This is a genomic window from Streptomyces sp. NPDC003035 (genome assembly GCF_042888285.1).
Taxonomy (GTDB): domain Bacteria; phylum Actinomycetota; class Actinomycetes; order Streptomycetales; family Streptomycetaceae; genus Streptomyces.
This window is the reverse complement of sequence record NZ_JBIAPJ010000001.1, coordinates 500,529-526,039: the sequence shown is the minus strand read 5'-3', so window position 1 is coordinate 526,039 and position 25,511 is coordinate 500,529. Positions and strand designations below refer to the sequence as shown.

Genomic DNA, 25,511 nt, shown 5'->3' with positions numbered 1-25,511 from the left:
GTCGCCATCGCCCGACTTGGATGTTTCCATGAAGTGGAATGGAAATTTCGTACAGTAGAACGTAGCTCCGCACATGCGGGGCGGAGACGGATGCCGCCGGGCAGCCGCCGACACCGGACAAACGCCCCCTGACCGGCCCGTACGCGGGTACCGGGGCCGTGTGTCCGACGGGACCGCCCGGTAGGCTGCTGCCTTGCCCGCCTGCCCCGAAAGGACCTTGACGTGCCGACGTCCAGCGCCAGCACCACCGACGCCGCCAAGCCCGCCGCCGCGAGCGGTGGCGTCCAGTCCCTCGAGCGCGCCTTCGACCTCCTGGAGCGGATGGCCGACGCCGGCGGCGAGGTCGGGCTGAGCGAGCTCTCCGCCAGCAGCGGGCTGCCGCTGCCCACCATCCACCGGCTGATGCGCACGCTCGTGGCCTGCGGTTACGTACGTCAGCAGCCCAACCGCCGGTACGCGCTCGGCCCCCGGCTGATCCGCCTGGGCGAGTCCGCCGCCCGGCTGCTCGGCACCTGGGCCCGCCCGTACCTCGCGCGGCTCGTCGAGGAGACGGGCGAGACGGCGAACATGGCGCTGCTCGACGGCGACGAGATCGTGTACGTCGCGCAGGTGCCGTCCAAGCACTCGATGCGCATGTTCACCGAGGTCGGGCGACGGGTGCTGCCGCACTCCACGGGCGTGGGCAAGGCGCTGCTGGCCTACACCCCGGCGGACGAGGTGCGCGCGCTGCTCGCCCGTACGGGCATGCCGGCCGCGACCGAGAAGACGATCACCACGCCCGAGGGCTTCCTGGACGCGCTCGCGCTGGTCCGGGACGCCGGGTACGCGGTCGACGACAACGAGCAGGAGATAGGAGTCCGCTGCCTCGCGGTGTCGGTCCCGAACTCCCCCACCGCGGCGGCGATCTCGATCTCGGGCCCGGCGGGCCGGGTGACGGAGTCGGCGACGGAGAAGATCGTCCCGATCCTCCAGGAGGTCGCCGAGGAACTCTCGACGGCCCTGGCGAACACGGCAGCCAACGGCAACGGCAACGGCCAGCCGTAGGGCCCGCGGCCTCCTCCGCCTACCCGGTTGTGGGCAATCGTCCCGCTGGGCGGGACGGGTGGGCACAACCCGACGACGGCGCCGCACCGGTGGGCACCGCAGGCACGGGGGGCCTGGGCCCGGCAAGGGCGCCGTCCCGTGTGCCCACCCGTCCCGCCCCAGCGGGACGATTGCCCACACGGGGGGCTTGCGGAGGCAGAGAGGTCAGGGGCGGGCTCCGCCCCGGTGGGGCGCATGCCCACACGGGGGGCGTGGTCAGGCCCGGACCGGGCCGGACAGGTGGCCGTCGTGGACCGTCGCCGTGTCGTCCACGCGGGACAGGTGCGTGCGGTCGTGGGTCACCAGGACCGTCGCCGTGCCCCGCTCCCGCGTCAGCCCCGCCAGCAGCTCCACGATCGCCGCCCCCCGCTCGTGGTCGAGCGCGCTGGTCGGCTCGTCGACCAGGAGGACCGACGGCTCGTTCATCAGGGCCCGCGCGATGTTGACGCGCTGGCGCTGGCCGCCCGAGAGCTGGTGCGGGCGGCGCGCCGCCTTGTCCGCGAGGCCCACCGCGTCCAGAAGGCCCAGGGCCCGTTCCCGTACCGTCTTCGGCCTGGCGCCCGACAGATGGGCCATCACCTGCAGCTGCTCCACGGCCGTCAGCGACGGCAGCAGGTTCGGCTGCTGGAAGACGATCCCGATCCGCTCCCGCCGCAGCGCCGCCCGGCCCGCCGGATCCAGCTTCCCCGTCTCCGTACCGGCCACCACGACCCGCCCCCGGTCCGGGGTCACCAGCGTCGCCGCCACCGCGAGCAGGCTGGACTTGCCGGAGCCGGACGGCCCCACGACCGCCGTGAGACGGCCCGCCGGGACCTCCAGCGAGACGGAGTCGAGAGCCGTGAGGCGCCCGTCCCCGTCCGGGTAGGTCAGGGTCACATCGTCCAGGACAAGACTCACGACACTCATCGGACGCTCCCGAGCGCGGTCAGGGGGTCGACGGCGGTGATCCGCCGGATGGACAGGGCCGCGCCGAGCACACCCAGCACGATCATCACGGCGGCCGGCCCCAGCACGGTCAGCGGTTCCAGGACGAACGGCACGTCCCCGCCGCTGATCAGCACCCCCGCGCCGACCGCGAGGCCCGTCCCGAGCAGCGTGCCCGCGCCGAGCATCAGCACCGCCTGCCCGAGCGCGTCCTTCAGCAGGTACGGGGTCGAGGCGCCGAGCGCCTTCAGGACGGCCACGTCCCCACTGCGCTGGATGGTCCAGACGGTGAAGAAGGCCCCTATGACGAGCGCGGAGATGACGAAGAGGAAGCCGCGCATCAGCTGCAGCGAGCCGTTCTCCGCCTGATAGGACCCTATGGCGGTGAGGGCCTCCTCGATGGTCCGCGACTCCGTGCCAAGGGCCTTGTCCCCGCCGGTGAGATCCGCCTCGCCGGTCGTCCGCAGCGCGATGACGGTGGCCTGCTCCTCGGACGTGGTGCCGTCGTGCCCGAGCTTCTGCCAGTCGTCGAGCGAGGTCCAGACGACGGGCGTGTGGCTGTACGAGGCGTCGCCCGCCACGGCCGCGACGGTCGCCTCCAGGCGACCCAGGCGTACGGCCCCGCCCGCCTCGACACCGAGTTCCTCGGCGGCAGACTCGGAGAGGACGATCCGGCCGGGTGCGAGCCGTCCGCTCTCGGGGGCGAGACCGGCCGACGGCTCGGTGCCGAAGGCGGAGACGGCCGCCGCGCGGTCCCCGGCGGCCGCGTTGAGCGTGCGGATGCCGAGTGGACGCGCGCTCGTGACACCCGGCCGCTCGGCCCACCGCCGCCACTGGCCCTCCGTCACCGTGGAGTTGGTGAACGAGACCGACTGGCCGGAGGGCGGGGCGGCGAAGGCCAGCCGGTCCGCGGGCAGCCCGGTGATCGCCGAGATGTTCTCGCGGGCCAGCCCGGAGGTCAGCCCGGACAGCAGTCCGACGAGCAACGTGATGAGCACGATCACCGTGCCCATCAGGGTGAATCGCCCCTTGGCGAATCTCAGGTCTCTCCATGCCACGAACATGGGACCAAGCTTTCCGAAGGACGCCGGACCGCGGCATCGCGCCACGGATGGCTCCGCAATCAAACTTTCGGTTGAGTCCGGATTGTCTGCCCCCGCCTACGCTGGACAGATCATGGACCCGCGTTCCCTCACCCCTGCCCTGCGCGCGCTGCGCCTCTGCCTGCATCTGCTGATGGCGGGCCTGCTGGCCCTCGCGGCGCTCCGTGCGGACTCCGGGGCCGGGATCGCGCTCGCGGTGGTGACGGGCGGGGTCTACGCGGCCGGGTCCGCCCTCACGTCCGTACGGGACTCGCAGCGGGCTGCCGCCGTGTGGCTGGGCGTACTGTGCGCGTCCTGGCTGGCGCTGCTGTGGGCCACCCCCGACGGACTGTGGGTGGCGTTCCCGCTGTACTTCCTCCAGCTGCACCTGCTGCCCATGCGGTGGTCGCTGCCGGCGGTCGGGCTGACGGCGGTCGCCGCGATCCTCTCGTACGTCGGGCACGGCGCACCGCTCAACCCCGGCGTCTTCGTCGGGCCGCTGCTCGGCGCGGCGGTGGCCGTGGCGACCGTGCTCGGCTACCAGGCGCTGTACCGGGAGAGCGAGCGGCGACGGCGGATGGTCGAGGAGCTGATCGCGACCCGGGCCGAGCTGGCGGCGGCCGAGCGGCACGCGGGCACGCTCGCGGAGCGCGAGCGCCTGGCCCGGGAGATCCACGACACGCTGGCTCAGGGGCTCTCCTCGATCCAGCTGCTGCTGCGGGCCGCCGAGCGGGGGCTGCCGGAGGGGTCGCCGGCCGCCGGGCACATCGAGCGGGCGCGGCGAGCGGCGCAGGACAATCTGGCGGAGGCGCGGCGGTTCGTACGGGCGCTGTCGCCGCCGGACCTGGAGCACGGTTCGCTGGCGGCGGCGCTGGAGCGGCTGTGCGAGCCGACGGAGACCGGGCCGCGCGTGCGGTTCTCAGTGAGCGGGACGCCGGTGGAGCTGCCGACCCCGTACGAGGTCGCGCTGCTGCGCATCGCGCAGTCGGCGCTCGCGAACACGGTGCGACACGCCTCGGCGGCACGTGCGGAGATCACGCTGTCGTTCATGGACGCCTCGGTGACGCTGGACGTGGTCGACGACGGCAAGGGCTTCGACCCGGCGCCGCTCGCGCCCTCCGCCGACGGCGGGTTCGGGCTGCCGGCGATGCGTTCGCGGGCGGAGTCGCTGGGCGGCACGTTCACGGTGGAGTCCGCGCCCGACCAGGGCACGGCCGTCGCCGTCTCCCTGCCCCTTCCCGCCGGACCCGCCGGACCCGCCGCAGCCGCTGGACCCTCTGGAGTGTCGACATGACGATCCGTCTCCTTCTGGCCGACGACCATCCGGTGGTACGGGCCGGGCTGCGCGCGGTCCTGGACACGGAGCCCGACTTCGCCGTGGTCGGCGAGGCGGCGACGGCCGAGCGGGCGGTGGAGCTGGCGGTGGAGCTGTCCGCCGCGGGCGGGGTCGACGTGGTGCTCATGGACCTGCAGTTCGGCTCCGGGATGCACGGCTCTGAGGCCACGGCGGCGATCACCGCGCGGGCCGGCGGGCCGAGGGTCCTGATCCTGACCACGTACGACTCGGACGCGGACATCCTGGCGGCGGTCGAGGCGGGCGCCGCGGGCTATCTGCTGAAGGACGCGCCGCCCGAGGAGCTGGCGGCGGCGGTCCGTACGGCCGCGGCGGGCCAGTCGGCGCTGGCCCCGGCGGTGGCGCACCGCCTGATGGACCGGATGCGGACCCCGGCGGAGGCGCTGACGAAGCGGGAGCTGGAGGTGCTCCAGCTGGTGGGCGAGGGGTTGTCGAACCAGCAGATCAGCAAGGCGCTGTTCCTCAGCCAGGCGACGGTGAAGTCCCATCTGGTGCACATCTTCGCGAAGCTGGGCGTCGACTCGCGCACGGCGGCGGTGGCGACGGCGACGGCGCGCCGCCTGATCCGGCGGTAGAGCCGCTCGGAGGGGGCCGCGCCGACCGGCTCATCGGCGACGAGGGGCAGGGCCGACACCCGATCCGGGGCCTGCGCCCGATCCGGGGCCGGCGCCCGATCCGGGGCCGGCGCCGCTCCCGCTCACGACGGCTCGCGCGGTGGCTCCCCGAAGAGCTCCACGGCCTGGCGGACGCCCGTGAGGCCGTTCGCCAGGGCGCTGACCGATCCGATCGCACCGGCGATCACCAGCAGGGAGCGGCGCAGCCGGCGTACCTCCGGCATCCCGCTCACGGCCATCGCGTCCAGTGCGGCGAGTTCGTTCTCGGCGATACCCCGGTCGGCGAACTCGGCCCGATGGAGTGCGAGTTCGCGGCGGAGCCGGGAGACCGCAGCACGCAGCTCCGCCACCCTCGGGTCCTCGCCGCTGCCGGTCGTCACACGCCTCTGCCCCACGCTTCGCACCACAGTTCTCCCCCTCGCACGACGCTGTGCGGTTGTCCGGGCGCCCAGAGTCGCGGGCAAGTTAACGCCATCGTGCGCCGGCGGCGCCACTCCGTGGACGTAATTCAGGCATACGTGTGTACGGGCCCCGGTGACGCCCCATGAGGTATGCAGGGCTCATGACGCACACAGAGCACACGTCTCCCCTGATCGCCGGTCTGCTGCTCGCCGCGGGCGGCGGCCGACGGCTCGGTGGCCGCCCCAAGGCGCTCCTGACCCACCGCGGCCGTCCGCTGGTCGAGCACGCGGTGCGCGTGCTGCGGGAGGGCGGCTGCGAGGTGGTCCATGTGGTGCTCGGCGCCTCGGCCGACCTCGTGCGGGAACGGGCCGAGCTGCCCGGGTGCGTACTGGTCGAGAACCCGGAGTGGGCCGAGGGCATGGGGTCGTCCCTCCGAGCGGGTCTGGCGTCGCTGACGGCCGAGGCGCTGCCGGTGGACGCGGCCCTGGTGAGTCTGGTGGACCAGCCGGGGATCGGCGCCGAGGCGGTGGCGCGGGTCCGGTCGGCGTACCGCTCGCGCGATGCCCTGGTGGCGGCCTCGTACGAGGGGAAGCGCGGCCATCCGGTGCTTTTCGGCGTGGACCGGTGGGCCGGGATCGCGGCGGGGGCGGTCGGCGACCAGGGCGCGCGCGACTATCTCAAGGAGCACCAGGGCGCGATCGCGCTGGTGGACTGTTCGGATGTGGCCGAGCCGTACGACATCGACACGGAGGCGGATCTGGCGCACCTTGAGTGAAGGGGGTGGCACTGAGCGCCACCTTCTGTCGATCCAGAGAATCTCGACATCAACAAACCATTGAACTTCCACCATGAGGAAACTAGTATCCACTGTTCAGAAGCGCCTGATCCTCTGACGGCGCTCGCGGCCGTATCTCGGCGCCTGCGGCACTCCGTGCCGATCCGCGACGCCCGGCGGCCGCAAGGCACCGCCCGTGAAGCCCGCTGAAGGAAGTGACAGTTCATGTCCGCACCAGCGCCGTCCCCCCTGGCCGTCGTCGAAGCCGAGCCCCTGCCGAGGCAGGAGGAGGTGCTGACCGACGCGGCCCTCGCCTTCGTGGCGGAGCTGCACCGGCGGTTCACGCCGCGCCGGGACGAGCTCCTCGCCCGCCGGGCGGAGCGCCGCGCCGAGATCGCCCGTACCTCGACCCTCGACTTCCTCCCGGAGACGGCCGCCATCCGTGCGGACGACTCCTGGCGTGTCGCGCCGGCTCCGGCCGCCCTGAACGACCGCCGCGTCGAGATCACCGGTCCGACCGACCGCAAGATGACGATCAACGCCCTGAACTCGGGCGCGAAGGTGTGGCTCGCCGACTTCGAGGACGCCTCGGCCCCCACCTGGGAGAACGTCGTCGGAGGGCAGGTCAACCTGATCGACGCGTACACCCGGAAGATCGACTTCACGGACCCGAGGTCGGGCAAGTCGTACGCCCTCAAGCCGGCCGACGAGCTGGCCACGGTCGTCATGCGCCCGCGCGGCTGGCACCTGGAGGAGCGTCACCTGACCTTCGAGGGCCGCCCGGTCCCGGGGGCACTGGTCGATTTCGGCCTGTACTTCTTCCACAACGCCAAGCGGCTCATCGAGCTCGGCAAGGGCCCGTACTTCTACCTCCCGAAGACGGAGTCGCACCTGGAGGCCCGCCTCTGGAACGACATCTTCGTCTACGCCCAGGACTACGTCGGCATCCCGCAGGGCACCATCCGCGCCACCGTGCTGATCGAGACGATCACGGCCGCGTACGAGATGGAGGAGATCCTCTACGAGCTCCGCGACCACGCCGCGGGCCTCAACGCCGGCCGCTGGGACTACCTCTTCTCCATCGTCAAGAACTTCCGTGACGGCGGCGCCAAGTTCGTCCTCCCGGACCGCAACGCGGTGACGATGACGGCCCCGTTCATGCGCGCGTACACCGAACTCCTCGTCCGCACCTGCCACAAGCGCGGCGCGCACGCGATCGGCGGCATGGCGGCGTTCATCCCGTCCCGCAAGGACGCCGAGGTCAACAAGGTCGCGTTCGAGAAGGTCAAGGCGGACAAGGACCGCGAGGCGGGCGACGGCTTCGACGGCTCCTGGGTCGCCCACCCGGACCTCGTCCCGATCGCGATGGCCTCCTTCGACGCGGTGCTCGGCGACAAGCCGAACCAGAAGGACCGCCTCCGCGAGGACGTCTCGGTGGCGCCCGGCGACCTCATCGCCATCGACTCGCTCGACGCCAGGCCCACGTACGACGGCCTGCGCAACGCCGTCCAGGTCGGCACCCGCTACATCGAGGCCTGGCTCCGCGGTCTCGGCGCGGTCGCCATCTTCAACCTGATGGAGGACGCGGCCACGGCCGAGATCTCGCGCTCGCAGATCTGGCAGTGGATCAACGCGGGGGTCATCTTCGAGAACGGCGAGAAGGCCACCCCGGAGCTGGCCCGCAAGGTCGCGGCGGAGGAACTGGCCGCCATCCGCGAGGAGATCGGCGAGGAGGCCTTCGCGGCCGGCAAGTGGCAGCAGGCGCACGACCTGCTGCTCCACGTCTCCCTCGACGCGGACTACGCGGACTTCCTGACCCTCCCGGCGTACGACCAGCTGATCGGCTGACCGCACAGCGGCCGACCAGCACCTCGACACCACCACAAGCAGGCTCCGCCCCCGGTGTACGCACAGCACCGGGGGCGGAGCCACTTTCGCTCCATGGCGTTTCACAGGGCATGTGACGTAACCGAAATACGCAGCTACCTAGCGGTAACAAGCCACGGCGTGCCAGATTCCGCATTGCCACCGGCCGGCGGCTGTCCCCCACGTCACTGCGCACCGCAGGAGCACAGCCATGCCTCCCTCTTCCCACCGGGCTGTTCGCGGGTTCCTCGCCCTCTCCCTGGCCGCCGCCGCCCTGACCACCGCCGGTGGCGCCTCCTCCGCCGTGGCGAGTTCCGGTTCCGGCCCCACCGCCGTCGTCTCGATGGGCGACAGCTACATCTCCGGAGAGGCCGGGCGCTGGCAGGGCAACAGCCTCACGACGAGCGGCAGCCGCAACGGGACCGACCGGGCGTGGACGGGAACCGCTTACGATCCCTCGCGGGTCTACGGCACCACGGCGGTCAACGGCTGCCACCGTTCCGACGCGGCCGAGGTGAAGAGCGCGGGCGCGATCGCCTCGACGCCGATCAACCTGGCCTGCTCGGGCGCCACGACCCAGAACGTCTTCCGGGCGTCGAACGGCGGCGTGGCCTACAAGGGCGAGGCCCCGCAGGCCGATCAGCTCGCGGCCGTCGCCGCCTCCCACGACGTGCGGACGATCGTGCTGTCCGTCGGCGGCAACGACCTGGGCTTCGCCGACATCATCCGGAACTGCGCGACCGACTACATCGTCTGGTACTCGTACTGCCACGACGACCAGCAGGCCGCGGTCGACGCGAAGATCGACGCCGCGATGGCGGGCGTCGGCAAGTCCGTCGACGAGATCCGGGCGGTGATGTCCGGCGCCGGGTACGCCGCCTCCTCCTACCGGATCGTGCTCCAGTCGTACCCCTCGCCCATTCCGCGCGGCGCGGAGAACCGCTACGCGGAGAGCGGCTGGAGCCGCACCAACACGGGCGGCTGCCCGTTCTGGAACCTGGACTCCGACTGGGCCAGGGACTCGCTCGTCCCGCAGGTGGCCAACCGCCTCAAGGGTGTCGCCGCCGCCAAGGGCGTGCAGTTCATGGATCTGCGGGACATGCTGCAGGGCCGCGAGGTGTGCGCGAAGGCCAGCAAGCAGGTGAGCTCGACGGTGGCCGCCTCGGCGTCGACGAGCGAGTGGGCGCGCTGGATCGACCAGAACGAGACGCAGGGGCCGATCCAGGAGAACGTGCACCCCAATTACTACGGCCAGTTGGCGCTGGGCCGCTGTCTCGCGCTGATCCACGCGCAGCCGAGCGGGAACTTCTCCTGCCGCAACACGGCCGGCACCGGGGCCTCCGGGATGTACCTGACGGCCGTCTCCTGACCGTCTCCTGACCGGTCGGTCCTGTCTCGACGGCCGTCGCCTGAAGGCCGTCGCCCGACCCCCACGGGGTCGCTCAGCGGGCGCGGCGCCTTCCCCGGCTCCGGCGCCGTGCCCGCGGCTTCCCCGTCCTCGGCTCGGCCACCCGGATGCCGAGGCGGCCGAGCGTCCGTCCGGCTCGGTACGGGTCGACCGCCGCCATCTCCTCGACCAGAGCGTCGATGCCCCCCGGCCAGCCCTGGGCGGCGGAGTCGAGAACCTCGCGCCCGCCCGTACGGCGGGAGAGCCGGTCCAGGATGAGCACGGCGCGGGCGGACCGCGGCACACGGGTCTCGTCCGCGGGCTCGCCCCTGGCCCGCAGGACCCCGTACGCGTACGCGCCCATCACCGGGTCGTCGAGAGTGGCGCGCAGGGCCTCGACGGGTGCGGCGGCCGGGTCGAGGAAGCCGAAGACGGCGCGGGTGTCGGCGGCCTCGTGCGTACCGGCGTTGACGGTGCCGAGGGCGGTGAGCAACTGGGTCCAGGCGTCGACGGTGTTGTCGCGCGCGTGGAGCCACTCGGCGAGGACGCGCGTGGCGGCGGAGGCGGACCAGCCCTCGGCGGCGGCGATGACGGTCGGGGCGTCCCAGGCCGCGGCCTCCGCGGCGTCGGGCGCCGCGACTCCCCGGACCCGCAGCAGGTAGTGCAGGACCTCGACGCCCCACGGGGTGAGGCCGAAGGCGTCTCCGGCGCGGAAGACCATGCCGGTCTCCGCCATCCGGTCGACGGTGGCGGCCATGGCCCGGGCGGAGGGTTCGAGGCGGGCGCGGTCGTCGTCGGTGACGGGCGTGCCCAGGAGCCGGGACAGCTCGGCGGCGGGCGGGAGCGCATAGGCGTCAGGGGCCTTCGCCGGCACCAGGACGGGCGCGTCCTCCAGGCGGGGGTCGACCGGCCAGTCCTCGAACTCGGCGGCTCGGCGGGCGACCGACTCGGCACTGGAGCCGCGCTGGTAGAGCGCGTACAGCAGGTGCGCGGCCTCGCCGTCGTACAGACCGGCCGTCTCGCTCTTCATCTCCTCCACGGCCGCGGCGAGCAGGTCGGCGCCCGCCTCGACGGACCGCTGGGAGTCATGGGCCTCGACGGGCGGCGGCGGCAGGGGGACGGAGGCGTCCTCGTAGTAGTTCAGGTGCTCGTCGACGAGGGTGTCGGCGAGGACGAGGTGCGGGAAGGCCTCCGCGCCGGGAGCGAGATGGGCGTACGGCCCCGCGAGCGCGCCGGCGAGGCCCTCGGCGGTCCAGCGGTCGACGACACGGCCCGCCACCGTGCCCACGCCGTGCGAGACGTCCCCGTCGGACAGCAGCGGCCCGGCCGGCGAGGGCGCTTCCGCCTCCCGTACGTACGCACCGGTGAGGGCCTCGGCGAGGACCACGTCGGCGAGCTCGCTGCGGTTCATGAGGTCGGCCCGGCGCAGTCCGTCCGGCGGGGTGATCCCGTCATGGGCGGCGAGCCAGGCGCGGACGGCGGCGGGGTCGCCGGGATCGGTGCCGTCGGCCCGCAGCAGCGAGGCGTACCAGCGCTGCCAGGTGAGGTTGGCGGGATCCGTCATCGCCCGCTCGAAGTCGGGCACGGTCTCCTCGATCGCGGCCAGGATGCGCGCCTGCCGCTTCCCGTTGAGCCGCCCGGCCTCCCGGACGCGCTCGGTGAGCGCCACGAGCACGGCGGGAAAGGCGGACAGCTCCTCGGCCGTCGCGTACACGAAGGCCGGCACGTCCTCGACGAGCACGTGCCGCACGAGCTCCACGGTCGGCTCGGGCAGCCCGCTCCTCCGATCGGCCCCGCGCAGGGACAACAGCCCGAGCAGGGCGTCGGCGGCGCGCACGTACGAGGGGTCGCGGGACTCGGGGGTTCCGTCGAGGAACGTGTCGAGCCCGGTGTTGGTGAGCACGGTCGCTGCCACCTTTCCCAGGGTAGTTCCGGCGCGAGCCGGACGCCGAGGCGGGCGCGGCGCGCTGTCATGGGACGACAACGGTCCGCTGGGTGGAGAAGTCACCCCAGGTGCCGTCGGGGAGGCGGGCGCGGAGTTTGACGCTGTAGCGGGTGCCGGGGGTCGGGGGGACCGTGAAGGTGTAGGTGGCCGGGCCGGGTGGGGGGTCGGCGCCCCAGATGATGGTCGTGGCGAAGGATTCGTTCAGGTAGAGCTGGTGTTCCTTGACCGGGGCTCCGGTGCGGGGCGGGGTCCAGGTGAGGGTGATCTCGCCCCTGGTGGCCCTCGCCGCGAGGTTCGTCGGGGCGGTGCTCGCGGGGGCGCCGGGGGCTCGGGCGGTGGTGCAGTCGGCGGGGTCGCTGTCCGGGGAGGAGTTCTCGGCGGCGTCCCTTGCGCGGACGGTGAAGGAGTAGACCGTGCCGGGGCGCAGGCCGGTGACGCGGGCGGTGGTCGCCGTGCCGGGGACGGTGTGGACGCGGGCGTCGGCCTGGTAGATGTCGTACGCGGTGACCTTGGTGTCGTCGCGGGCCGGTGTCCAGGTCAGGGTGGCCGCGTGGCGGCCGTCGGGGGTGGCGCGCAGGGTTCCGGGAGTCGTCGGGGGTGTGCGGTCCTGAGCGGTCGCGGCGAGGGTGGTGGCGGGGACGGGCGCGCTGGGCTCGGAGCGGTTTCCGGCGGCGTCGCGGGCGCGGACGGTGAAGGTGTACGCGGTGGCCGGGGTGAGGTTCGCGATGTCGGTCATGAGCGTCGTGGCGGGGAGGTCCTTCACCTTGCGGCCCTGCTGGTACACCTCGTAAGCGGTGACGGCGCGGTCGTCGGTGGCCGCGCTCCACATCACGTGCACGGTGCTCGCGCTGCCCGCGGAGGCGGTGACTCCGGTGGGGGTGGTGGGGTTGCGGGTGTCCTTCTCCGGTCCGCCGGCGCAGGCGGCGAGGGAGAGGGCAGCCAGGGTCAACAGACTTGTGGCGAGCGGGCGTTGCACAGGAATGCCTCCGTCCGTCGGAATGGTCCAGACCTGTATGCCACGCGCCCGGCGGGGCGGCAAGAGGGCGACTGTCAGTAGGGTGCGCTTCACTGAATTCGTCACTCTCCGTGACCGAACACTGGGGGAAGCATGACGGACCGTATGACGTATGTGACGCTCTCCGGGCTGCGCGAGCGCGGCTGGACCGACGCGATGGTGCGCGACCTGCTGGGTGCGCCGGATGTGCAGGGGCGGGATCCGCGGCGCTGGTCGATCGCGCCGGTGCGGCTGTATCTCGTGGCGCGGGTGGAGGCGGTGGAGCGGACTCCGGAGTTCACCGAGTGCGCGGCCTCGTCGGGCCGGCGCTCCTCGGCGGCGGAGGCGGGGGCCGAGGCGCGGCGGCAGGCGGTGCTCGCCACGATCCGGGCGGAGCCGATCGACGTGCCGCGGCTGCCCGCGGCCGAGCTGGAGCGCAGGGCGGTACGGCACCGGCACCTGCTCGGGGCCCGTAGCCCCGGCGGGGTCGCGGCCGGGGCGCTGGTGCGCTGGCAGGTGAACTACCTGTGGCACGCCCTGTCACGGTACGAGACGCTGCTCGACGGCCTCTACGGATCGACGGGCCGGGCCGAGGCCGAGCGGCTGCTGCGCAGGCGGCTGTACGAGGCGATCGCCGCCGCCTACCCGGCGCTGGCGCGGGAGTGCCTGCGGCGGATCGGAGCGGAGAGATGAGGTCGTCGCGGCACGGTCCGGGGGCCCACGATGAGTTGCGGCGCGGTCCTGGGTCCGGCGACGGGTTACGAAGTGTTCCGGCGCCCGGCGATGAGTTCTGGCGCGCCGGGCGGTCTGCCCCCCATGGAGAAGACGACGCACATCGATCTGGGTCCGGCGGCGGAGCGCGTGACGCGGCTCGCGGCGGGCATCGGCGACGAGCGGCTCGGGGACCCGACCCCGTGCCCCGCCTACGCGGTACGGGAGGTGCTCGCGCATCTCGTGGGGCTGAGCGTGGCCTTCCGCGACGCGGCCCGCAAGGACTTCGGCCCGACGACGAGCACGCCGCCCGGCTCGGTCCTGCCGGTGCTGGACGCCGACTGGCGTACGGCCCTGCCGAAGGCCGTGGAGGAGCTGGCGGCGGCCTGGCGGGAGCCGGACGCGTGGGAGGGGGACACACAGGCGGGCGGGGTGGAGCTGCCTGCCGCGGTCATGGGCCGGGTCGCGCTCAACGAACTGCTGATCCACGGCTGGGACCTGGCCCGGGCGACGGGGCAGGAGTACGCGGCGGGAGAGGAGGAACTGGCGGTCTCCGAGGCGCTCCTGACGCCCGCGGACGACTCCAGCGACGACGAGGGCTTCTTTGGTCCGGTCGTCGCCGTGCCGGAGGACGCCCCTCTCCTCGACCGGGTGATCGGGCTGAGCGGCCGCCGCCCGGACTGGCAGCCGGCGTAGGCAGGGCCGCCCGTCCCGTCGCGGGGTCTCCGCCGGTCAGCGCGCGGGCGGCAGGGCCTCCTGGAGGCGGCGGCACGCGGCCGGGATCGGGGCGATCACCGGGACGTCGAAGTGGGGGCGGAGGGCTTCCGCCGCATCGCCGAGGGGGCCGCCGGCGATCACGAGGGCGCGGGCACCGTCCCGTACGACACAGCGCTCCCCCGCGAGTGCCAGGCTCTCGCGCAGCCGGTCCGGATGGGCGGAGAGCCGTTCGGGGGCGCCCTGGGTCAGACGGAGGCCGGTGAAGAGGGCCGTGAGGCCGAGCTGGGCGACCCGGTCGGCGATCGAGTCCGCGAGCAGCGGGGTCGTCGTCACGATGCCGAAGGGCGTACCGGCGACGGACGCCTCGAGAAGGGCGGCCTCGCCGATCCCCACGACCGGCACGCCCGCCAGGGCGCGCAGTTCGTCGAGGCCCGGGTCGCCGAAGGCGGCCACGACCAGGGCCGCGGGGGAGCTGGTGGCCAGCGCGCGGCGGCCGGCCTCGACGACCTCGGGGGCAGCGGCCCGCAGGGCCGCCGGGTCGGTCAGCATCAGGGGGCCACGCTCCACGGTCACCCCCTGGACGGTGACCGTGGGCCCCAGGGTGTGTTGCGCGATGGCGGTCATCATCGCCGTCGTGGTGGCGGAGGTGTTGGGGTTGACGAGCACGACCGAACGCCCGCGGCCGGCCCCCGCGGCGTACGCGGGGACCGGCTCGGGGAGCTGCTCGGGGAGCGGAAGGGGCGCGTTCAGTGGACGTGCGCCGCCTTGGCCGTGCGGGTTTCGGAGATCTCCTCGCCCGGTTCCATGGGCGCGGTCACCGTGTCCTCGTCCCGGCGCCTGCCCAGGTGGTTGAAGACCAGGTTGAGCAGGACCGCCGCGACGCAGCCGGTCGAGATGCCCGAGTCCAGGATGATCTTCGCGGTCTCCGGGAAGGCGTGGTAGAACTCCGGCTCCGTGATCGGGATGATGCCGACGGCCAGCGAGACCGCCACGATCAGCACGTTGTTGTCCTTCTCCAGGCCGGCCTTGACGAGCGTCTGGATGCCGCTCGCCGCGACCGAGCCGAAGAGGACCACCCCCGCGCCGCCGAGCACCGGTCGCGGGACGACCGAGATCAGCGAGGCGGCGATCGGCGACAGACCCATCAGGACGAGGACGCCGCCTCCGCAGGCGACCACGAACCGGCTGCGGATCTTCGTCATGGCGACGAGCCCGATGTTCTGGGCGAAGGCGCTGCACATGAAGCCGTTGAAGAGCGGGCTGATGGCGGAGCCGAGGGTGTCGGCGCGCAGCCCGGCCGCGATGGTCTTCTCGTCGGCGGGCCGGTCGACGATCTCGCCGAGGGCCAGCATGTCGGCGGTCGACTCGGTCATCGAGACGAGCATGACGACACACATGGAGATGATCGCCGCCAGCGCGAACTGCGGGGCGCCGAAGTGGAACGGGGTCGGGAAGCCGACCACGGACGCCTCGGTCACCGGGCTGAAGTCCGTGACGCCGAACGGGATGGCGATGAGGGTGCCGATGACCAGACCGACCAGGACGGCGATCTGCTTCAGGAAGCCCCGCGTGAAGCGGCGCAGGACCAGCACGACCACGAGCGTGATCGCGGCGAGGCTCAGGTAGGTCGTCGACCCGTAGTCCTTCGCCGTCGGATTGGGGCCTTGGGCCCAGCCGAACGCGACCGGGAGCAGCGAGACGCCGATGAGGGTGATCACGGTGCCGGTGACGACCGGCGGAAAGAAGCGGACGAGCTTGGAGAAGTACGGGGCGGCTATGAAGCCCAGTACACCGGCGACGATGATCGCGCCGAAGATGATCGGCAGCGCGTCGGCCTTGTCGTCGGTGGTGTCGACGATCGCGAGCATGGGCGCGACGCCGGCGAAGGTGACGCCGTTGACGAACGGCAGTCGGGCGCCGATCTTCCAGACGCCGAGCGTCTGGAGGAAGGTGGCGAGTCCGGCGGTGAAGAGGCTCGCGCCGGTGAGGAAGGTCAGTTCGGTGCCGGAGAGTCCGACGGCCGCGCCGACGATCAGGGGCGGGGCCACCACACCGGCGTACATGGCGGCCACGTGCTGCAGACCGCTGGTGAACATTTTCAGGGGCGGCAGCGTCTCGTCGACCGGATGCCTCTGGTCTTCGGGATCGGCGCTTGCGTCGGGTGCATCATTGCGAAACCTGGGCTTGGCGGCCACGGCGGTTCCTCCGGTCGGTTACACGTCGGCGGCGACATGGATGTCAGGGAGGTGGTGCAAAGTGGTGCAGATCCTGCGCCTCACGGGTGCGGCTCATGAGGAAGTGGGGGGCTTCGGGGTGGTGCGGTGCGTCATGTGTCCGGGGAGGGCTGGACACGTCGACCGTCCGGGGGGTGCCGTACCTCTTTTCGTACGGGCACCCCCCGTCCAGCCGGCCACGGGCCCCGCTCGGGTCCGTGGCGACCGACCGAGGGCCGTCCCCCTCGGTCGGACTCTTTGGGGCGGATCAGCCCTGGGCCGTGATGCGGGCCAGACGCTGCGCCTCCGCGCGCGCGTCGCGGGCGATCGCCTCTTCGTCCGCGAACAGCAGGCGGTTGTTCTCGACGATCTGCTTGCCGTTGACGAACGAGGCCGTCACCGGGGCAGCGGCGCCGAACACGATCGCGGTGACCGGGTCGGCGATCGAGGAGTGGCCGATGCCGTCGATCTTCCAGAGCACGAAGTCGGCGAGCTTGCCGGGCTCCAGAGAACCGATGTTGTCGGCCCGGCCGAGGACCTGGGCACCACCGTACGTACCGAGGCGCAGGGCCTGGCGGGCGTTGAGCGCGGCCTCGCGGTGGGCGCCGAGGCGGTTGATGAGGAGCGCGTTGCGCAGTTCGGTGTGGAGCTCGCCCGACTCGTTGGAGGCGGTGCCGTCGACGCCGAGGCCGACCGGGACGCCGGCGCGCAGCATGTCCGGGACGCGGGCGATGCCGGCGGCCAGCCGCGCGTTGGACGAGGGGCAGTGCGCCACACCGGTACCGGTACGGGCGAAGGCGGCGATGTCGGAGTCGTTCATGTGGACGCAGTGCGCCATCCACACGTCCTCACCGAGGAAGCCGGTGGACTCGAAGTAGTCGGTCGGGCCCATGCCGAAGAGCTCGTGGCAGAACTTCTCCTCCTCCACGGTCTCCGAGCCGTGCGTGTGCATCCGCACGCCGAGGCGGCGGGCCAGCTCGGCACCCTCCTTGAGCAGGCGCGTGGAGATGGAGAAGGGGGAGCAGGGGGCGACGGCGACCTGGGTCATCGCGTCGAAGGAGGCGTCGTGGAACTTCTTCACCGTCTCCTCGGTCGCGGCGAGCGCGCCCTCGGTCGTCTCGACGGCGAAGTCCGGCGGCAGGAAGCCGTCCTTCTCGCTCATGTCCATCGAGCCACGGGCGAGGGTGAAGCGGACGCCCATGTCCTGGGCGGCGCCGATGATGGCGCCGGACAGGTCGCCGGAACCCCGCGGGTAGACGTAGTGGTGGTCCATGGCGGTGGTGACACCGCCACGGGCCATCATCGCCAGCGAGCCCTGCGCGGCGACCCGGGCCATCGACTCGTCGATGCGGGACCACGTCGGGTAGAGCGCGACCAGCCAGTTGAACAGGTTGTGGTCGGTGGCCAGACCCCGGGTGATCCACTGGTAGAAGTGGTGGTGGGTGTTGATGAGGCCGGGCGTCACCAGATGACCGGTGGCGTCGATCCGGCGGACCACGTTCTCCAGGCCCTCGGGGGCCTTGCCGGCTCCGATGGACTCGATCTTGTTGTCGGCGACGACGAGGTACCCGGAGGCGTACTCGGTGTCGTTGGCGTCTACGGTCGCGATCGCACAGTTCTCGATGACGATGCGCTGGGCTGCTGCCGAAGGTGCTGCCATGGCGGTGGTTCCTTCATTCCTCTTCGGTGGTGTGGGCACGGCAGGACCCTAGGAGGATTTGAGTGCCGGGGCCGTGTGACAGCTCCGGGTGCCGAGATGGTGGAAGAACAGATTGAGCATGACCGCGACGAGCGCTCCGGCGCTGATGCCGGAGCCGAGCACGGTCTGTGCCCAGGCCGGGAAGTCGGCGTAGAAGGTGGGAGCGGCGAGCGGGATGATGCCCGCACCGAGTGCGACGGCCACCAGAATGATGTTGGAGCTGTCGTCGAGTCCGGCTTCCGAGAGCGTACGGATTCCGGAGACGGCGATCGAGCCGAAGAGGACGATGCCGGCGCCGCCGAGCACGGGCATCGGGACCATGGAGACGACCGCGCCGAGGACCGGGAAGGCGCCGAGGACCAGCAGGGCGCCACCGGCGACGGCGACGACGTAGCGAGAACGGACCCGGGTCAGCGAGACCACGCCGACGTTCTGGGCGAAGGCGGAGGTCGGGAAGCCGCCGAAGACGGGGCCGATCAGGGTGGCGACGCCGTCGGTCCGCAGGCCCCGGGTGATCGTCCGGCCGTCGCTCCGGCGGTCGCAGATCTCACCGAGGGCGAGCATCCCGGCGCTGGACTCCGTCATCAGGACGAGCATGACGATGCACAGGGAGAGGATCGCGGCGGGCTGGAACTCCGGGGCGCCGAAGGCGAAGGGCGAGGGCAACGCCGCGACCGGCGCCTCGCGCAGGGCGGTGAAGTCGGCCATCCCGAAGGGGACCGCGGCCAGCGTTCCGATGAACAGGCCGAGCAGCAGGGCGACCTGCTTGACGAAGCCCTTGCCGAAGCGCTGGAAGAGCAGGATCACGACGAGCGTGAAGGCGGCGAGCGCCAGGTACTTCATGGCGCCGAAGTCGGCGGCTTCCTTGTTCCCGCCCTGGGCCCAGCTCACCGGCACGGGCATCAGGGTGACGCCGATGAGGGTGATCACGACACCGGTGACGAGCGGCGGGAAGAAGCGGAGCAGCCGGCCGAAGAAGGGTCCGACGGCGAGGCAGAAGACTCCGGCGACCATCACCGCGCCGTAGATGGCGGGGAGTTGGTGGCCGGGGGCGCTGGTCTCGGCGATCGCGAGCATCGGTGCGATGCCGGCCGACGAGGCGGCGTTGACGAACGGGAGCCGGTTGCCGGCGAAGCGGCCGGCCCCGATGGTCTGGAGGATCGTGGCACAGCCGGCGATGAGGAGGCTCGCGGCGATGAGCCGGGTCATCCCGGCGGCGTCCAGGCCGACCGCCTGGCCGATGATCAGCGGAGGGGTGACGACACCCGCGTACATGGCGGCGATGTGCTGGAGCGCGGCGGGAACGAGCCGCGAAGCGGGGAGCTTCTCGTCCACCGGGTGGACCTCGGTCGAGGTGGCCGATGGGGTGGAACACGGGCCTTCTGCGGATGCCGGCCCCATGACGGGCTGTGCCATTGGTAGGTCCCTCCGGTGGTGGCGGCCCCCGCCCGACTGCGGGCGGGCGGGGGCGACCACGAGGTGCCGCTAGAGGTTGGTCATGTCGACCGGGATCTGCGCCGTGGCTCCGTCACGCAGCACCGTGGCCTCGATGAGGCCGTACATGCGGTCGGCGGCGTAGTAGACCTCGTTGTCGTTCTTGAGCCCGAAGGGCTCCAGGTCCACCAGGAAGTGGTGCTTGTTCGGGAGCGAGAAGCGGACCTCGTCGATCTCCGAACGGTGGTTGATGATGCGCGAGGCCATCTGGTACAGCGTCTGCTGCAGCGAGAGGGAGTACGTCTCGGCGAAGGCCTGCAGCATGTGCTTCTTCGTCTCGGCGTACGAGCGCTCCCAGTTGGGCATGCGCTGGTCGTCGTCGGTCCAGTTGAAGCGCCAGCGACCGGACACCTGCGTGGCCAGGATGCGGTCGTACGCCTCCTGGAGCGTCGTGTACTTGTCCTTGATGTAGCCCCAGAACTCCGAGTTGGTGGAGTTCATCACGACGAGGTCCTTGAGGCCGGAGATGACCTCCCACTTCTCACCGTCGTACGTGATCTGGGTGACGCGGGTCTCCTGGCCCTGACGGACGAAGGAGTGGTTCACCTCGTCGGAGCCGATGAACTTGGAGTTGGCGTCCGAGGTCGCGATGCGATCCCAGGCGTACTCCTCGATCCGGATCCGGGCCCGGTGGATGGGCTCCTGGCTCGTCACGAAGTGACGGGCGAGGTGGATGCCGAACTGCTCGGCCGACTCGATCCCGTACTCCTTCGCGAAGGCGAAGACGGTGTTCTTGGTCGTGTCGGTGGGCAGGCAGTGGGCGTTGGAGCCCGAGAGGTGGACGTCGTCGAGGTCGCCGGAGAGGGCGACGGAGACGTTGAGGTCCTTGATGTGGTGGGTGTCGCCGTCCCGCGTGATCTTGACGACGCGGTTCTCTGCTTTGCCGTACTGGTTCTGGCCGAGAATCGTGGGCATGTCTGCTAGCTCCCTCGGTAAACGGAGTAGCCGAACGGGTTGAGCAGCAGCGGTACGTGATAGTGCTCGCCCGGCTTGACGGCGAACGTGATCGCCACCTCCGGGAAGAACGCACCGCTGTCCCTTACGCGGGGGGCGTCCTGCTGCGCCTCGGCTTGCTTCTTGGAGAAGTACGCCTCGGTCTCGAAGTCGAGACGTACGTGGGTGGTGCCCTCCGGCAGGGCCGGCAGGTCCTTGCAGCGCCCGTCCGCGTCGGTGGCGGAGCCACCGAGCGTGACCCACTGCGCGTCGAAGCCGCTGCGGGCCGCGAGCGTGATGGCCACGCCCTCGGCGGGGCGGCCGATGCTGGTGTCCAGGATGTGCGTGGACACCGAGGCGGTGGTGTCGGTGCTCATGCGGCGCTCTCTTCCTCTACGAGACGGGTCAGGCGGATGCGGTTGATCTTGCCCAGTTCGGTGCGGACGATCTCCCGCTCCTGCTCGGGCGAGTGCTCGATCCGCTCGCGGACCGCGTCGCGCATCTGCTCGCCGGTCTTGCCGGTGGCGCAGATCAGGAAGACATGACCGAACTTGTCCTGGTAGGCCAGGTTGAGTTCGAGCATCTCGGCCTTGAGCTCCTCGGAGGCGCCGGCCATCCCGCTCTGCTCGCGGGAGGAGGTCGGGTCCCCGGCCTTCGGACGACCGATCGGCGGGTGGCCCGCCATCGCCTCGGCCAGATCCTCCGCGGTCAGTTCGGCCATGGCGGCGTCACTGGCGAGGAAGAGGGCTTCGGCGGTGGCAAACGGGCGCTGGGCGAGGATCTTGCTCCCCCACGCCGAGCTGGAGCACACCTCGTGGAGCGCGGCGACAGCGTCGCTGTCCGCCGAGGTGTTGAACCGGGTGAGGCCCGGTGTCGTACCTGAAGTCACGGGAAGCCTCCGTGGCTGTTTTTCGCTGTGCGTCGGACGGGCTGCGGATAGCTAACGCCCTCCCGCAACACCACGTCAACACTTTGTTGAAAACTCGGCCATACAAAAGCCGTCGTCCCGACATCCGGACGACGGCTCATGGCCAACACATGATCAACTAGCCGTTCTTGGCTCCATTTTCCCTGTTCAGGGCGGTCTCCCTGTTCAGGTAGTTGTACACGGTGAACCGGCTGACACCCAGTGCCCCGGCCACGGTCTCCACTCCATGCCTTACGGAGAAGGCGCCACGGGCTTCGAGCAGACGGACCGCCTCCTGCTTGGCCTTGCGGTCGAGCTCGGCCAGCGGCATCCCGTGCCGCCGCTCCATCGCGGCCAGGATGTGATCGAGCGAGTCCGAGAGCTGCGGAAGGCGTACGGCGAGGACGTCCTCGCCCTCCCAGGCGAGCACCACATCGTCGGTCCCGGCCTGCTCGGGGCCCAGTATCTCCGCGCCCATCGCGTCGACCAGCGGCTTCACCGCGGCGACAAGGGGGTGTTCGGTCATGACCCCTCCCCGATCACATTGACCTGGAGGGAGACACGGGTCGCGCCGGCCGCCAGGGACTCGCGCAGCAGCGCGTCCACGGCCGTGAGCACCGCGTCGGCGCCCCCCTCCGCCGTGTTTCCGAACGGACCGACGTCCACCGCGTCCAGCTCGGCCGCCTGGATGACCTCACGCGCCACGACCGCGTGCGCCGGCGCCTCGTCCAGGTCGAACGGCTCCGTCGTGAACTCCACTTTCAAACGCACCATGCCCCCACGCTACTGGCCGGGAGCCGACCGACGGCAGCCCTGAGCTGCCGGACCCTCTTGACAAGGTGGCCGCTCCGCTTGCAACATTCCGTCAGACAGAAAGTTACTTCCGCAATACGGAAGGAGCGCCGCCCCTCATGGCCCGCTTCTCAGAAGGCGCAGTCACGGACCAGCGCTTCGATGTGAACCTGTCGATCCTCTTCACGGAACTCCCGCTCCTGGAGCGCCCCGCGGCCGCCGCCGCGGCGGGCTTCACCGCGGTCGAGCTGTGGTGGCCCTGGATCGACACCGCCACCCCCGACCAGAGCGAGCTCGACGCGCTCAAGAAGGCTCTGGACGACGCCGGCACCCAGCTGGTGGGCCTGAACTTCTACGCCGGTCAGCTCCCCGGCCCCGACCGCGGCGCCCTCTCCGTACCCGGTGAGGAGTCGGACCGCTTCCGCGCCAACATCGACGTGGCGGCCGACTTCGCCGCCTCGGTCGGCTGCAAGGCGCTCAACGCGCTCTACGGCAACCGCGTCGAGGGCGTCGACCCGCAGATCCAGGACACCCTCGCCCTGGAGAACCTGGTCCTGGCGGCCCGCGCGGCCGACCGGATCGGCGCCATCCTGCTGATCGAGACCCTGAACAAGCCGGAGTCGCCGCTCTACCCGCTGGTGAGCGCCCCCTCCGCGATCGAGGTCGTCGACAAGGTCAACGCGGCCACCGGGCTCGGCAACGCCAAGTTCCTCCTCGACATCTACCACCTGTCGATGAACGGCGAGGACGTCAGCCAGGTCATCGCGCAGTATGCCGACAAGACCGGCCACGTCCAGATCGCGGACAACCCGGGCCGTGGCGCGCCGGGCACCGGCGAGCTGCCGCTGGCGCAGCTCCTGGACGAGCTCAAGAAGGCCGGTTACGACGGCTGGGTCGGCCTGGAGTACAAGGCCGCCGACGCCGCCGCGTCCTTCGAGTGGCTCCCGGCCGAGGCCCGCGCGGCCCGCTGACGGCCGACCCGCCGACTTCCTCCCCGTACCACCAGTTTTTGAGAGGCACCCTCATCATGAGCACACTCCCCAAGATCGCGTGGATCGGTCTCGGCATCATGGGCTCCCCCATGTCCGAGAACCTGATCAAGGCCGGCTACTCGGTCACCGGCTTCACCCTGGAGCAGGACAAGCTGGACCGCCTGGCCAAGGCCGGTGGCACCGCCGCCGCGTCGATCGCCGAGGCCGTCAAGGACGCCGACGTCGTCATCACGATGGTGCCCGCCTCCCCGCAGGTCGAGGCCATCGCCTACGGCGAGAACGGCATCCTGGAGAACGCGAAGTCCGGCGCGCTGATCATCGACATGTCGTCGATCACCCCGCAGACCTCCGTCGACCTGGCCAAGAACGCCAAGGAGAAGGGCATCCGCGTCATCGACGCGCCCGTCTCCGGCGGCGAGGCCGGCGCCATCGAGGCCGTCCTGTCGATCATGGTGGGTGGCGAGCAGGCCGACTTCGACGAGGCCCTCCCGATCCTCGAGGCCCTCGGCAAGACCATCGTCCTGTGCGGTCCGCACGGCTCCGGCCAGACGGTGAAGGCCGCCAACCAGCTCATCGTCGCGGTCAACATCCAGGCGTGCGCCGAGGCCGTCGTCTTCCTCGAGAAGTCCGGCGTGAACCTCCAGGCCGCCCTGGACGTCCTCAACGGCGGTCTGGCCGGCTCCACGGTCCTGACCCGCAAGAAGGACAACTTCCTGAACCGGGACTTCAAGCCCGGCTTCCGGATCGACCTGCACCACAAGGACATGGGCATCGTCACCGACGCCGCCCGCAACGTCGGCGCGGCCCTCCCGGTCGGCGCGGTCGTCGCCCAGCTCGTCGCCTCCCTGCGTGCGCAGGGCGACGGCGGCCTGGACCACTCGGCCCTGCTGCGCGCCGTCGAGCGCCTCTCCGGCCAGCAGGTCTGACCCTCCGCCCCTGAGAAGGGGCCCCAGATTTCCGGACGGCGGCGGCGCTGACAACCTGTCCTGTCGCGCCCAGGCGTCGTCGCCGTCCGGAACACCACACTTCATTTTCAACAAACTGTTGACGTCGGCTTCGGGACGTACTTACGCTCCAGCCACTCCCCAGCAGTGCAGCTCCCGTACGGAAGGTCACGATGTCGAAGCGCGTGCTTACGACCGAGTCCGGCGCCCCGGTCGCCGACAACCAGAACTCCGCCACCGCCGGCGTCGGTGGCCCCATCCTGCTGCAGGACCAGCACCTGCTGGAGAAGCTCGCGCGCTTCAACCGTGAGCGCATCCCGGAGCGCGTGGTCCACGCCCGCGGCTCCGGCGCGTACGGCTTCTTCGAGGTGACCGACGACGTCACCGGCTTCACGAAGGCCGCCTTCCTCTCCCAGGTCGGCAAGCGCACCGAGACCTTCATCCGGTTCTCGACCGTGGCCGACTCGCTCGGTGGCGCGGACGCCGTCCGTGACCCGCGCGGCTTCGCGCTGAAGTTCTACACCGAAGAGGGCAACTACGACCTCGTCGGCAACAACACCCCGGTGTTCTTCATCAAGGACCCGATCAAGTTCCCCGACTTCATCCACTCCCAGAAGCGCGACCCCTTCACGGGCAAGCAGGAGCCGGACAACGTCTGGGACTTCTGGGCGCACTCCCCCGAGGCGACGCACCAGATCACCTGGCTGATGGGCGACCGCGGCATCCCCGCCTCGTACCGTCACATGAACGGCTACGGCTCGCACACCTACCAGTGGACCAACGAGGCGGGCGAGGCCTTCTTCGTCAAGTACCACTTCAAGACGAACCAGGGCATCCGCTGCCTCTCCGCCGAGCAGGCCGCCGAGGTCGTCGGTTCGGACGCCAACTCGCACCAGACCGACCTGCTGCAGTCCATCGAGCGCGGTGTGAACCCCTCCTGGACCCTGTACGTCCAGGTCATGCCGGCCTCCGAGGCCGCGGACTACCGCTTCAACCCGTTCGACCTCACCAAGGTGTGGCCGCACGCGGACTACCCGCTGCAGCGCGTGGGCCGTCTGGTCCTCGACCGCAACCCGGACAACGTCTTCGCCGAGGTCGAGCAGGCCGCGTTCTCCCCGAACAACTTCGTCCCGGGCATCGGCCCGTCGCCGGACAAGATGCTCCAGGGCCGCCTCTTCGCCTACGCGGACGCCCACCGCTACCGCCTCGGTGTCAACCACACCCAGCTGCCGGTGAACGCCCCCAAGGCGACCGTGGCCGAGAACTACGGCCGCGACGGCTTCATGGCGACCCGCAACGGCTCGCGCCACGACAAGAACTACGAGCCCAACTCGTACGCCGGTCCCTCGCAGACCGACGCGGCGCTCTCCGCCCCGCTGGCCATCGCCGGCTGGACCGGCACGCACGAGGCCCCGCTGCACAACAAGGACGACGACTTCTTCCAGGCCGGCGAGCTCTACCGCCTGATGTCCGAGGACGAGAAGAACCGCCTGATCGCCAACATCGCCGGTGGCCTGTCCCAGGTCTCCCGCGAGGACGTCATCGAGAAGAACATCGCGCACTTCGCCGCCGCCGACGCGGAGTACGGCAAGCGCGTGGAGGAGGCGGTCCGCGCCCTGCGCGAGGACTGAGCTTCCCTGAGTTTCCAGACCGCGTACGGCAACTGACGGGAGGTCAGCTGCT

Annotated in this window: 25 protein-coding genes; 11 read left to right on the top strand and 14 right to left on the bottom strand. The window is 71.3% G+C overall.

Annotated features, from left to right (window positions below):
- Nucleotides 1-222 precede the first annotated feature (222 nt).
- Complete coding sequence (locus tag ACFYV5_RS02315; protein WP_355106882.1) at nt 223-1,044, top strand: IclR family transcriptional regulator; 822 nt, start codon at nt 223-225, stop codon at nt 1,042-1,044.
- A gap of 255 nt (nt 1,045-1,299) precedes the next feature.
- Here the strand turns inward: ACFYV5_RS02315 and ACFYV5_RS02310 are convergent, their stop codons facing one another.
- Together ACFYV5_RS02310 and ACFYV5_RS02305 are read right to left on the bottom strand one after the other, a co-directional pair.
- Entirely contained in the window at nt 1,300-1,980 is a 681-nt protein-coding gene (locus tag ACFYV5_RS02310) for an ABC transporter ATP-binding protein (protein WP_389163316.1), read from the bottom strand.
- A 5-nt stretch (nt 1,981-1,985) separates the two neighbouring features.
- Nucleotides 1,986-3,071 (bottom strand): ABC transporter permease, encoded by a 1,086-nt coding sequence (locus ACFYV5_RS02305; RefSeq protein WP_389163313.1) that lies wholly within the window; start codon nt 3,069-3,071, stop codon nt 1,986-1,988.
- 112 nt (nt 3,072-3,183) lie between these two features.
- On the opposite strand from ACFYV5_RS02305, the gene ACFYV5_RS02300 reads away from it, so the two are divergent.
- Nucleotides 3,184-4,383, top strand: a complete 1,200-nt coding sequence (locus tag ACFYV5_RS02300) for a sensor histidine kinase (RefSeq protein ID WP_389163310.1) — start codon at nt 3,184-3,186, stop codon at nt 4,381-4,383.
- Nucleotides 4,380-5,018 (top strand): response regulator, encoded by a 639-nt coding sequence (locus tag ACFYV5_RS02295; protein WP_389163307.1) that lies wholly within the window; start codon nt 4,380-4,382, stop codon nt 5,016-5,018. Before ACFYV5_RS02300 ends, ACFYV5_RS02295 begins: the two co-directional genes overlap by 4 nt.
- Nucleotides 5,019-5,140: 122 nt before the next feature.
- Here ACFYV5_RS02295 and ACFYV5_RS02290 read toward each other — a convergent pair whose 3' ends face one another.
- A complete protein-coding gene (locus ACFYV5_RS02290) occupies nt 5,141-5,464 on the bottom strand; it encodes a DUF5955 family protein (protein ID WP_355106872.1) in 324 nt (107 codons plus the stop codon).
- A 155-nt stretch (nt 5,465-5,619) separates the two neighbouring features.
- Here ACFYV5_RS02290 and ACFYV5_RS02285 point away from each other — a divergent pair, with 155 nt between their 5' ends.
- From ACFYV5_RS02285 to ACFYV5_RS02275, 3 genes are all read left to right on the top strand, one after another.
- Nucleotides 5,620-6,234: an NTP transferase domain-containing protein gene (locus ACFYV5_RS02285; protein ID WP_389163303.1), complete on the top strand. Its 615-nt coding sequence runs from the start codon at nt 5,620-5,622 to the stop codon at nt 6,232-6,234.
- A gap of 225 nt (nt 6,235-6,459) precedes the next feature.
- A complete protein-coding gene (gene aceB, locus ACFYV5_RS02280; RefSeq protein WP_389163300.1) occupies nt 6,460-8,082 on the top strand; it encodes a malate synthase A in 1,623 nt (540 codons plus the stop codon).
- Nucleotides 8,083-8,311: 229 nt separating this feature from the next.
- On the top strand, nt 8,312-9,469 hold the full coding sequence (locus ACFYV5_RS02275) for a GDSL-type esterase/lipase family protein (RefSeq protein WP_389163298.1): 1,158 nt from the start codon (nt 8,312-8,314) through the stop codon (nt 9,467-9,469).
- Nucleotides 9,470-9,542: 73 nt separating this feature from the next.
- On the opposite strand, the gene ACFYV5_RS02270 is transcribed toward ACFYV5_RS02275, so the two are convergent.
- Together ACFYV5_RS02270 and ACFYV5_RS02265 are read right to left on the bottom strand one after the other, a co-directional pair.
- Nucleotides 9,543-11,402 (bottom strand): hypothetical protein, encoded by a 1,860-nt coding sequence (locus tag ACFYV5_RS02270; RefSeq protein WP_389163295.1) that lies wholly within the window; start codon nt 11,400-11,402, stop codon nt 9,543-9,545.
- Between the two features lie 55 nt (nt 11,403-11,457).
- A complete protein-coding gene (locus ACFYV5_RS02265) occupies nt 11,458-12,408 on the bottom strand; it encodes a fibronectin type III domain-containing protein (RefSeq protein WP_389163292.1) in 951 nt (316 codons plus the stop codon).
- A gap of 132 nt (nt 12,409-12,540) precedes the next feature.
- Here ACFYV5_RS02265 and ACFYV5_RS02260 point away from each other — a divergent pair, with 132 nt between their 5' ends.
- Entirely contained in the window at nt 12,541-13,119 is a 579-nt protein-coding gene (locus tag ACFYV5_RS02260; protein ID WP_389163289.1) for a hypothetical protein, read from the top strand.
- Nucleotides 13,120-13,242: 123 nt separating this feature from the next.
- Nucleotides 13,243-13,833, top strand: coding sequence for a TIGR03086 family metal-binding protein (locus ACFYV5_RS02255; RefSeq protein WP_389163286.1), 591 nt, complete (start codon nt 13,243-13,245; stop codon nt 13,831-13,833).
- A 36-nt stretch (nt 13,834-13,869) separates the two neighbouring features.
- On the opposite strand, the gene ACFYV5_RS02250 is transcribed toward ACFYV5_RS02255, so the two are convergent.
- The 9 genes from ACFYV5_RS02250 to ACFYV5_RS02210 form a co-directional block, all read right to left on the bottom strand.
- The gene (locus tag ACFYV5_RS02250) at nt 13,870-14,520 is read right to left on the bottom strand and encodes an aspartate/glutamate racemase family protein (protein WP_355106824.1); all 651 of its coding nucleotides are present in this window, start codon (nt 14,518-14,520) and stop codon (nt 13,870-13,872) included.
- Nucleotides 14,521-14,600: 80 nt separating this feature from the next.
- Nucleotides 14,601-16,049: a nucleobase:cation symporter-2 family protein gene (locus ACFYV5_RS02245; protein ID WP_389163283.1), complete on the bottom strand. Its 1,449-nt coding sequence runs from the start codon at nt 16,047-16,049 to the stop codon at nt 14,601-14,603.
- A gap of 286 nt (nt 16,050-16,335) precedes the next feature.
- On the bottom strand, nt 16,336-17,727 hold the full coding sequence (locus ACFYV5_RS02240; protein ID WP_355106820.1) for an 8-oxoguanine deaminase: 1,392 nt from the start codon (nt 17,725-17,727) through the stop codon (nt 16,336-16,338).
- Between the two features lie 48 nt (nt 17,728-17,775).
- Nucleotides 17,776-19,182, bottom strand: coding sequence for a nucleobase:cation symporter-2 family protein (locus tag ACFYV5_RS02235; RefSeq protein WP_389163280.1), 1,407 nt, complete (start codon nt 19,180-19,182; stop codon nt 17,776-17,778).
- A gap of 69 nt (nt 19,183-19,251) precedes the next feature.
- A complete protein-coding gene (gene pucL, locus ACFYV5_RS02230) occupies nt 19,252-20,175 on the bottom strand; it encodes a factor-independent urate hydroxylase (protein WP_355106816.1) in 924 nt (307 codons plus the stop codon).
- Nucleotides 20,176-20,180: 5 nt separating this feature from the next.
- Nucleotides 20,181-20,570: a hydroxyisourate hydrolase gene (gene uraH, locus ACFYV5_RS02225; RefSeq protein ID WP_355106814.1), complete on the bottom strand. Its 390-nt coding sequence runs from the start codon at nt 20,568-20,570 to the stop codon at nt 20,181-20,183.
- Nucleotides 20,567-21,082 carry a 2-oxo-4-hydroxy-4-carboxy-5-ureidoimidazoline decarboxylase gene (gene uraD / locus ACFYV5_RS02220; protein ID WP_355106812.1) on the bottom strand — a complete coding sequence of 172 codons (516 nt, stop codon included), beginning with the start codon at nt 21,080-21,082 and terminating at the stop codon, nt 20,567-20,569. The genes uraH and uraD overlap by 4 nt, the downstream gene beginning before the upstream one ends.
- 157 nt (nt 21,083-21,239) lie before the next feature.
- A complete protein-coding gene (locus ACFYV5_RS02215; RefSeq protein WP_355106810.1) occupies nt 21,240-21,626 on the bottom strand; it encodes a helix-turn-helix domain-containing protein in 387 nt (128 codons plus the stop codon).
- Nucleotides 21,623-21,871: a hypothetical protein gene (locus tag ACFYV5_RS02210; RefSeq protein ID WP_389165022.1), complete on the bottom strand. Its 249-nt coding sequence runs from the start codon at nt 21,869-21,871 to the stop codon at nt 21,623-21,625. The genes ACFYV5_RS02215 and ACFYV5_RS02210 overlap by 4 nt, the downstream gene beginning before the upstream one ends.
- Before the next feature lie 140 nt (nt 21,872-22,011).
- Here ACFYV5_RS02210 and ACFYV5_RS02205 point away from each other — a divergent pair, with 140 nt between their 5' ends.
- The 3 genes from ACFYV5_RS02205 to ACFYV5_RS02195 all read left to right on the top strand — a co-directional run bounded on the left by ACFYV5_RS02205 (nt 22,012) and on the right by ACFYV5_RS02195 (nt 25,459).
- Nucleotides 22,012-22,863 (top strand): TIM barrel protein, encoded by an 852-nt coding sequence (locus ACFYV5_RS02205; protein WP_355106808.1) that lies wholly within the window; start codon nt 22,012-22,014, stop codon nt 22,861-22,863.
- Between the two features lie 56 nt (nt 22,864-22,919).
- Nucleotides 22,920-23,810: a 2-hydroxy-3-oxopropionate reductase gene (locus ACFYV5_RS02200; protein WP_355106806.1), complete on the top strand. Its 891-nt coding sequence runs from the start codon at nt 22,920-22,922 to the stop codon at nt 23,808-23,810.
- Nucleotides 23,811-24,001: 191 nt separating this feature from the next.
- The gene (locus ACFYV5_RS02195) at nt 24,002-25,459 is read left to right on the top strand and encodes a catalase (RefSeq protein ID WP_355106804.1); all 1,458 of its coding nucleotides are present in this window, start codon (nt 24,002-24,004) and stop codon (nt 25,457-25,459) included.
- Nucleotides 25,460-25,511 lie beyond the last annotated feature (52 nt).